Source organism: Micromonospora sp. NPDC005215 (genome assembly GCF_040607915.1).
GTDB lineage: Bacteria > Actinomycetota > Actinomycetes > Mycobacteriales > Micromonosporaceae > Micromonospora.
In genome coordinates, this window is the sequence record NZ_JBEXHQ010000094.1 from 1 (window position 1) to 7,162 (window position 7,162).

Here is a 7,162-nt window from a genome sequence, read left to right on the forward strand (position 1 = left end):
GCCGTCGGCACTGCCGAGGGGCTTGCCCAGCAGCAGGCGAACGTACTCCGACCCGATGAATCCGGCTCCGCCGGTGACGAGGATCCTCACGGGTCCGAGAGTCTACGCCGGCCGACTGGCGGTGACGGCAGGTGTTTCGGCATTATCGGTTAGGGCCGCCTGGGCGATTGCAGGTGTAACGGCATTCGGGTAGAAAGTGCCAGCGAAGTACGACTCGTCGTGCCCGCACGTATCGCATCTATGGGGGGCGAGTGAACGGCGTGTCGCTGGTGAATACCGCTCGGCCATCGCCGGGCCCCGGCACGAAGCCATCGCCCGGACGCCGCGCACTGGGCCTGCTGCGACGGCTCGTCGCACCCGAACGTCTCTACATCGGCGCTCTCGGCCTGACCGGGCTGGCGGCGGTCCTGTCCGTGGCGCTGCCGCCCGCGGAGCGCGGCGAACTCTCCGCGAACATGGTGAGCGCGACGCTGGGCGCGGCCGTCGGTGGCCTGTCCCTGGACACCTTCCTGCTGTCCCGTCCGGGTGGCTGGGTCTTCTCGCGGGGACGCCCCTGGGTCCTCGCGATGTTGGGGGCCTCGGTCCTCCTCTCCGTCGTCGCCGCCGCGGTGCTCACCACGGTGGCCGGGCTGGGCAGCTATCTGGTCGGCATGGGATCCGCGGCAGGTCTGACGATCTTCAACACGGTGTCGTCGATCGCGCTGCGCCAGAGGAGCTTCCTGGTCGTCTACGCGATGCGCGCGGCGAGCGGGGCGGTCCTGGTCGGCGGCTACGTGGCGCTGTACTTCGCCGGCTACCTGGACGGCGGCCTGTGGAGCATGGTGTGGCTCGTCGTCCAGTGGGTCAGCGCGCTGTCCGTGTGTGCCCTGGTGCTGGGGATGCTGCGGCGGATCGGGCCCGCACCACGGCCGGAGGCCACCGCTGTGGACTACCGCGCCGACCTGGCTGCCGTCGGCAACCTGCACCTCGGGATCTTCGCCCAGATGATGACGCTGCGGTTCAACCAGATCCTGGTGGCCAGGTTCGTCGGCGCCGGTCCCCTCGGCGTGTACGCCCTGGCCGTCGCCGCGCTGGAGTTCGCGCAGGCCGGTGCCGTCGTACGGGCGCAGCGGATCCTGGCCAGCCGGGACGGCAACGACGGACCCGACCCCACCCGGGCCGTTGTCACAGCGGCGCTGCCGGTCGCCCTGGCCGCCGTCCTCGGGCTCGGTGTGCTGGGCTACCTCCAGCCGGAGTACCGGCACGCCTGGATTCTCGGCCTTGTCCTCCTGCCCGGCTCACTGGCCACCGCGGCCGGCAAGAGCTGGAGCGCCCTGCTGCTGAAGAGGCGGGGCGAGCAGGCCACGACCGTGGTCGCCATGATCACCCTGGCGTTCGCGATTCCCGCGTACTTCGCGATCATCCCGTGGGCGGGTGTGATCGGGGCGGCGATCGCCTCGACGCTCGCCTACGCCGTACACGCCTTCGCCTCCAGAGCGAGCCTGCGACGAGCGCAGTCGCCGAATAATGGGACGGTTTGACATGGATGTCTCGATTGTTGTCCTCGCCTGGGAGGACTTTGAGCGCACCCGCGCCTGCGTCCTGTCGCTGCCGGCGGAGGCGGAGATCGTCGTCGTCGACAACGGCAGCTCGGCACACATCCAGGAGTCGTTGAGCGCGTTCTGCGCCGAGCAGGGCGTCCAGTACGTCCAGTCCGGCTCGAACCTGGGATACGCGCGGGGCATGAACCTCGGCGTGCGCCACACCAGCCGGGCGAACGTGATCCTCTCGAACAACGACATCATCGTGCACGCCGACGCCGTGGCCCGCCTGCTGACCGCCCTTGCGGACCCGCAGGTGGGCGCGGCCTTCCCGGGCGTGGTCACGCCGTCTGGTGTGTCACAGACCGAGGGCGGGCGGTTCCTGGGCCTGGGCGTCGGTTTCGCCCACGCCACCGGCCTGAGCCTCGTGCTGCCGAACCTGCGCATCGTCGCGCCGCCGGAGAAGGCGGACTGGCTGACCGGTCCCTTCGTCGCCATGCGCCGGAGCACCTTCGACGCCATCGGCGGCGTCGACGAGACGTCGTTCTTCTACTCCGAGGACATGCGGCTCTGCTGGGCCGTCCGGCAACAGGGTCTGCGGCTGGCGTACGTGCCGGAGGCCGTGATCATGCATGAGGACGACGCGACAGCGAAGCGGCGCTGGTCCGAGGAGGAGATCTCCGAGCGCCGCACCCGGGAGTTCATCCGGGCGAGCCGGACCATGGGCGGCCGGCGCGGCCGCATCGCCACGACGGCGTACGTGGGCGGGGTGCTGCTGCGCGCCGCGGTGGGCGGAAACCCGGTTCGTCGCGCCATCGCCCGTGGCGCCGTCGAGGGGCTGCGTACCTCGTGAAGGTGTTGTTCGTCTGCACCACGGGTGGCTCGGGGCGGCGGCAGCTCGGTGGTGCCGAACGCATCCTGACGGAGATCATCCCGGCGCACGCCCGAAGCGGCCTGGACGTCATCGCCGCCACCTCGGACGACGAGGTGGGCCACGCGCTGCGCGAGGCCGGGGTGCCGTGGATCGGGCTCAGCGCGACCAGCCGGATCGATCTCGCCTACGCTCGGGAGATCCGTCGCCTGGTCAACGAGGTGCAGCCGGACGTGGTCTGCGCCCACCTGCTGTCCGCTGCCATGCACTCCCGGGCGGCGCTGAGCATGGGCGGCAGGCGGACCCCGCTCGTCGTCACCCTGCACAACAGCCTCTGGCAGTACCGGGACACCGCCGGCTCGTTCCAGCAGAAGGCGCTCATCCAGTCCAACATCACGCTGGACCTGGCCATGCGTCGGGTACGTCCACACGCGACGGTGGCGGTGTCCGAGTTCGAGGCCGCCGAGCTGCGTGAGCGGGGCGGGGTCAAGAACATCCACCTGATCCCGAACCCGCTGCCCGTCACCTGGCCGAGCCCGAAGCCCGCCCACACGGCGGAGCCGGGTCGACGGCCGGTGGTGGGCTATCTCGGCCGGTTGGAGAAGGAGAAGGGGGCTGATCTCCTGCCCGAGATCGCCTCCCTCCTCCCGGAACTGGACTTCAAGGTCGCCGGGGCGGGCTCGATGGCGATCGCTGCCCGGCCCAACCTCGAACTCGTCGGCCGGGTCACGGCCGCTGATTTCCTCCAGGAGATCGACTGCCTCGTGGTGCCGTCCCGGGTCGAGTCGTTCGGGCTCAGCGCACTGGAGGCGCTGTCCCTCGGCGTACCGGTGGTGCACACCGGGGCCGGTGGCCTGGCCGAGGTGACCCGGCACGCGACGGGCACCCTGGCGTTCCAGGCGGACCTCGCGCCCGCCGCGCTCGCCGGCGCGATCCGGGAGGCGGTCGGCCACCGGGCCGTCGACGAGGGGCAGCGGGTGGCCGAGTGGTACGCCCAGGAGTACGCCTTCGACAGGTGTGTACAGCGGTGGCAGAGCCTGTACAGGTCCCTCCTGTGACGAGCACGCCGTCGTCCCGTGATCCGCAGACAGTGAGGGAGGTGTCCGAATGGCAGAGACGTTGACGATCGTCACGGTCCTCTACCGGTCCAGCGACATGCTCGCCGAGACGCTCCCGACCTGGGTACGCGCCGCCGACGGGCTACCGGTGACGTTCATCTTCGCCGACAACTGGCCGGAGGACGAGTGCGCGAAGGTCATCGCTGATGGCCTGGACGACGAGCGGTACGAGTACCTGCCCGACTCGTCGAACCCGGGGTTCGCGGCGGGCTGCAACCGGGCTGTCGCCGCGGTGCGGACGAGCCACGTGCTGCTGCTGAACCCGGACGTCTGGTTGCCGGAGGACGCCCTGACCCGGTTGTTCGAGGCCATCGCGGCGGACCCGGAGAGCCCGATCGCTGTGGGTCTGGCCATGCACGGTGGCGAGTACGTCGGCATCGACCTGCATCCGGTCTCACTGTTCATCGACCGGGCGGCGACGGTCCCGCGCGGGCCACTGGGCCCGTCCGGTGGCGCGGCCGTCTTCCCCACCGCGCTCTTCCACCGCTTCGGTGGGTTCTACGAGCACCTGTTCGCCTGGGGTGAGGACGCCGACCTCGCCTTCCGCATGTACGCCGAGGGCCTGCGGACCCGGCGGTTGGATTTCATGCTGCCGCACGCCGGTGGCCACAGCGTCGAGGGCGACAACAAGCTCCAGGGGTTCCGGGCGTTCCTCCTGGCCCGCAACCGGCTCCTGGTCGCCGCGCGGACCTTCACCTGGCCGCTGATGCTCGTCGCGATCCCGATTCTCGCGCTGGCACATCTGGCGCTGGCCGCCCGGCGCGCCCGTCAGGGCCTGCTCCGGCCCTTCCTGCGTGGGGTGGGACGTGGCCTGCTGGAGGGGCCCGCCGCCCGCCGGCAGTGGAAGGGCAGGCGGTTCGGTTTTGCATCCCTGGTCAGCTATCTGAGAGTGCGGAGCGCGTGATGGCAGGAACCCCGTGGAGTGTCGTGACGGTCACCTACAACTCCGCGGACACGCTCCGGCGGTGCTGGGGCGGCGCCAAGCCCTACGAGTGGATCGTCGTGGACAACAACTCCGCAGACGATTCCGCCGCCGTGGCCGAGGAGTTGGGCGCCCGGGTGATCCGGCTGCCGGAGAACGTCGGCTTCGCCAAGGCCAACAACGTCGGCGTACGCCAGGCGGGTGAGTACGTCCTGTTCGCCAACCCCGACCTGGAGGTCCAGCCGGCCGGGCTCGCCGCGATGCAACGTCACCTGGACGTGCACGGCGGCCTTGTCGCTCCCCAACTGCTCGCGACCGACGGCACCCCCCAGCCCAACGGCCGTGGCTTCCCCTACGCCACTGCCAAGTTGGGCAACCGGAAGATCTGGCCGCTGTCGCGGATGCACGCGAACTACCGGGTGGTGGCGAACCCCGGCGAGGCTGTCTACGTGGCCTGGGCGATGGGCGCGGCGGTCGCGGCCCGCACCGCGGACTTCGTCGCGATGGGCGGATGGAACGAGCGGTTCTTCCTCTACTACGAGGACCACGAGCTGGGGCTGCGGGCATGGCGGCACGACATGCCCGTGGTACTGCTCGGCGACGTGCGGTGGACCCACCACTGGGCCCGTGCGACGAACTCGTTCCAGTGGTCGCGGGCGCACACCCTGGAGTTGCAGAGCGCCCGGACCTTCTTCGGCCTGTTCCCCGAGTTCGTGGTCGGGCTGCCGACGGCCGCCCGGCGCAACCCGCAGGCGGCGCGCCTGATCGGCTCGTCGGTGCCGGCGCAGCGTGGTGCGGACGAGCCCCTGCCCACGTCGGTCCGGCAGACCGGGGCCAGCTGAATCCACCGCTGCCGGCGCGCCGGGCCGTGACTGGCCCGGCGCGCCGGGCCGTTCCGTACTCGTGATGGGAACCGACGTGGTCGTACAACTGGAACGCGGGGACGTGAGTCGTCCGACCACGTCGGCGACGCCGAGCGGACGCCGTCCCAGCCCCGCGGACTGGATCGCCGTCGGCGTGCTGCTGGCCCTCTTTGCGGTGGTCCACGACGTCAAGACGATGCTCACGGCCGGGTACTGGCTCGACGAGGCCTGGGTGGCGCTGTCGGTGCGGCTGCCGCTGAGCGAACTTCCGGCGGCGACGTCGTCCACCCCGCTCGGGTGGAGCTTCCTGCTGCGACTGGTGCCGGACACCGACTACCTACGCGTGGTGCCGCTGGCGTTCCACGGGCTCACCGTCGTCGCCGCGTACGCGCTCGGACGGTTGCTGCGGTGGCCGACGCGGTGGCTCGGGGTCGTCGCGGGCCTCGCCTGCGCCACGGCGGTCCTGCTCCTGCCGGCCCAGCAGATCCGTCATGACCTCAAGCAGTACACCGCCGACGCCGCGATCACCGTGGTGCTTGTCGCGCTGAGCGCCTGGACGGAGCAGACCTGGTCGCGGCGGCGACTCGGCGTGCTCGCCGCCGTGGCCGCCGCCGGCATCGTGTTCAGCCACGTGACAGCGATCGCCACCCCGTGCGTGTTCGGTGGGTTGCTGCTGGTGACCGCGCTGCGGCGGCAGTGGGCGCGGCTGCGGGATGTGGCGGTGGCGGCGTTCGGCGCGATGACCGTCATCGTCGTCTTCTACTTCGGCGTCTCGGCGCGTGGCAACAACGACAAGATGCGGGAGTACTGGGCCGACAGCTTCCCCAGCCTGACCGAGCTGCCCGGCTACCTCAGTCGGCAGGTCCACGCCCTGGCACCGATGCTGGGCGCGCCCGCTGTGGTGATCGGCGGGCTGTTCCTGGCCGGTGTCATCACCCTCGCCTGGCGGGCTCGCCCCGCTGCGGCTATCGCGATGCTCCTGCTGCCGCTGGGGGTGACGACGCTGGGGGTCGCCCGGTTCTATCCACTGCTGGAGCTGCGTACCTCGCACTTCCTGCTCGTCATGGCGGCTGCCGTCGCGGGTGTCGGGGTCGCGGGACTGGCCTACGGAGGCGCCACGCTCGCCCGTCGCGGGGTGCCCCGTCTACCGGCCACGGCGCTGACCGCGGCGGCCTGCGCGGCGCTGCTCGCGTTGTACGGACTCCACAACGGCCGCTGGTACCGGTTCGACGGCGACGAACCGGGGCTCTACTACACGGCCATCGCGGTGACCGACATCCGATCGGCGACCCAGTACGTGGCGACCCACCGGTCCGCCAACGACGTCATCGTCATGAACGAGCTGGCGTGGTACGGCTTCGCGTTCTACTCGCCGCAGGACCAGATCGAGTTGGTGACACCGCACACCAACACCGTCGGCTGGTGGATCCGGATGCCCACCCGCTCGGACGTCATCGTGACCATCGACCACGAGGCCGCGGCCCTGCACGCCAGCCTCGATCAGGCGCTCACGCTGGCGGATCAGCGCGGCGGCGGGCGCGTGTGGCTGATCCGCTCCCACGCGATGGGGGAGGCTGAGGCCTGGCAGCAGGTGCTCGCCGACTACCGGGTCGAGCAGGCGAGTGGTGGAGTCGAACCGGTCGTGCTGATCAGCCGGGGATGACCGCCCCCGCCCGTCGCGGGGGTCGACGTACAGCCAAGCGGGGTTCCCTTGGCTCGCCATCCGCTGTGGCTGCCCGCCAGCTCGATGTGCTGGTGAGCGGTATACCTCAGAGGTATGAATATGACTCTGAGGTATACCGCTCACTACCGCATCCGCCCCCACCGAGGTGACCGACGGTCACCGCCAGCCGCCAGCCACAGCAGAT

The 7,162-nt window shown here is 70.7% G+C and carries 6 protein-coding genes; all 6 read left to right on the forward strand.

Annotated elements, in window-relative coordinates; genetic code table 11:
- Positions 1-260: 260 nt before the first annotated feature.
- The 6 genes from ABZU25_RS34075 to ABZU25_RS34100 all read left to right on the forward strand — a co-directional run bounded on the left by ABZU25_RS34075 (position 261) and on the right by ABZU25_RS34100 (position 6,957).
- Positions 261-1,520 carry a hypothetical protein gene (locus ABZU25_RS34075; RefSeq protein ID WP_355033476.1) on the forward strand — a complete coding sequence of 420 codons (1,260 nt, stop codon included), beginning with the start codon at positions 261-263 and terminating at the stop codon, positions 1,518-1,520.
- A 1-nt stretch (position 1,521) separates the two neighbouring features.
- A complete protein-coding gene (locus ABZU25_RS34080) occupies positions 1,522-2,373 on the forward strand; it encodes a glycosyltransferase family 2 protein (protein ID WP_355033477.1) in 852 nt (283 codons plus the stop codon).
- On the forward strand, positions 2,370-3,449 hold the full coding sequence (locus ABZU25_RS34085; protein WP_355033478.1) for a glycosyltransferase family 4 protein: 1,080 nt from the start codon (positions 2,370-2,372) through the stop codon (positions 3,447-3,449). Before ABZU25_RS34080 ends, ABZU25_RS34085 begins: the two co-directional genes overlap by 4 nt.
- Before the next feature lie 49 nt (positions 3,450-3,498).
- Complete coding sequence (locus ABZU25_RS34090; protein ID WP_355033479.1) at positions 3,499-4,413, forward strand: glycosyltransferase; 915 nt, start codon at positions 3,499-3,501, stop codon at positions 4,411-4,413.
- Positions 4,413-5,273 carry a glycosyltransferase gene (locus ABZU25_RS34095; protein WP_355033480.1) on the forward strand — a complete coding sequence of 287 codons (861 nt, stop codon included), beginning with the start codon at positions 4,413-4,415 and terminating at the stop codon, positions 5,271-5,273. The genes ABZU25_RS34090 and ABZU25_RS34095 overlap by 1 nt, the downstream gene beginning before the upstream one ends.
- A gap of 64 nt (positions 5,274-5,337) precedes the next feature.
- The gene (locus tag ABZU25_RS34100) at positions 5,338-6,957 is read left to right on the forward strand and encodes a hypothetical protein (protein WP_355033481.1); all 1,620 of its coding nucleotides are present in this window, start codon (positions 5,338-5,340) and stop codon (positions 6,955-6,957) included.
- Positions 6,958-7,162: the final 205 nt, after the last annotated feature.